The sequence below is a fragment of the Achromobacter sp. genome (genome assembly GCF_036567245.1).
Taxonomy (GTDB): domain Bacteria; phylum Pseudomonadota; class Gammaproteobacteria; order Burkholderiales; family Burkholderiaceae_B; genus Achromobacter.
Window position 1 is genome coordinate 1 of the sequence record NZ_DATCUY010000469.1, and the last position, 1,605, is coordinate 1,605.

Annotated in this window: 2 protein-coding genes; one reads left to right on the top strand and one right to left on the bottom strand. The window is 68.7% G+C overall.

All coding sequences use genetic code 11. The features are described from left to right. On the bottom strand, positions 1 to 479 hold a 479-nt coding region (locus VIR09_RS19900; protein WP_332014426.1), incomplete at its 3' end, for an NAD(P)H-hydrate dehydratase. A gap of 113 nt (positions 480 to 592) precedes the next feature. Between VIR09_RS19900 and VIR09_RS19905 the strand changes: the two genes are divergently transcribed. Further along, positions 593 to 1,426 carry an enoyl-CoA hydratase/isomerase family protein gene (locus VIR09_RS19905; RefSeq protein WP_013391155.1) on the top strand — a complete coding sequence of 278 codons (834 nt, stop codon included), beginning with the start codon at positions 593 to 595 and terminating at the stop codon, positions 1,424 to 1,426. Positions 1,427 to 1,605 lie beyond the last annotated feature (179 nt).

Genomic DNA, 1,605 nt, shown 5'->3' on the forward strand with positions numbered 1-1,605 from the left:
GGGTGCGGCGTCAGCACCACGGGGCCCTCGCCCCAGTTGGGCTGGATGTCGCCGCGCGCCAGCAGATTCAGTCCATCCGCGTCCAGCACCAGCGGCGAACCGCGACGCAGCACGAACAATTCGGACAGCGCGTTGGCCGCCAGGGCGCCCGTGCCTATGCCGCATCCCGCCACCCAGGCGGTGATGCCCCAGTCTTCCTCCAGCAGCGAGCGGGCATCGCGCAGCATCAATTCGGGCTGCAGCGGGTCGCAGGCCAGGGGCGCGGCGTCCTGGGCGAAGCCGACCAGCACCTTGCCGGCCCCTATCTTCAGGGCGGCGCGCGCGGCCAGCAGCGCCGCACCCGTCATGCCGGGGCCGCCGCCCACCACGCCCACCGTACCGAAACTGCCCTTGTGGGTGTCCTGGCCGCGCGGTGCGAACAGGGCGGGCAGGGCGGCGCGGTCTATGGCGCCGCCGGCGGACGGGGCGGTAGTGTTCATGGGCTGAGGCTCCTGGGGCAATCGGCGTGGCGCGATGGTGCGTATCTACTATAGTGCGCCCAAACCGGCCGGCATCCGGCCCGGCCCCAAGACAAGACGACGTGGAGACAAACATGAGCGACATCACGCTGGAACACTATTCCGCCTATGAGTCCCTGAAGCTGCGCCGGCACCCCGGCGGGGTGTTGGAAGTGATCATGGGCGCCAAGGGCGGCAAGCCGGGCAAGCTGTCCACCGCCGATGACCGCATGCACCGCGAACTGGCCGACATCTGGCGCGACATCGATACCGACCCCGACACCCGGGTGGTGGTGATCCGCGGCGAGGGCAAAGGCTTTTCTGGCGGCGGCGATCTGGACCTGGTGCAGCAGATGGCGGACGACTTCGACGTGCGCACCCGCGTCTGGCGCGAAGCCCGCGACCTCGTCTACAACATCATCAACTGCAACAAGCCCATCGTGTCCGCCATGCATGGCGCGGCGGTGGGCGCGGGCCTGGTGGCGGGCTTGCTGGCCGACATCTCCATCGCCGCACGCGACGCACGCATCATCGACGGCCATACGCGCCTGGGCGTGACGGCCGGCGACCATGCCGCCATCGTCTGGCCGCTGCTTTGCGGCATGGCGCGCGCCAAGTACTACCTGATGCTTTGCGAAACCGTGACCGGAGAGGAAGCCGAGCGCATCGGCCTGGTGTCGTTGTGCGTGGACGAGGCCGAACTCATCGGCCGCGCCTTCGAAGTCGCCAACAAGCTGGCCGCGGGCTCCCAGACCGCCATCCGCTGGACCAAGTACTCGCTCAACAACTGGCTGCGCATGGCGGGGCCGAGCTTCGATACTTCGCTGGCGCTGGAATTCATGGGTTTCGGCGGGCCCGACGTGCGCGAAGGGATCCAGTCCCTGCGCGAACGCCGCGCGCCGAACTTCCGGCCGGATTCGCCGTTCTGAGGCAGCGGATGGCGCGCCGGGGCAGGGCGCGCCATCCGGCTTCCCTACTTCTTGAAGAACTTCGCGAAGGCCGCCTGCGCCTCTTCGGATTGCAGGCGGATGCGGAACTGCTGGGCCTCGTAATCCATGGTGTCCTGGATCGCCTGGCGGTCCGGGCGGCGCAACATTGCCTTGGTCAG

Coding starts and splice junctions, on each gene's coding strand:
- VIR09_RS19905 (WP_013391155.1), top strand. CDS start 593: ATGAGCGACATCACGCTGGAACACTATTCCGCCTATGAGTCCCTGAAG.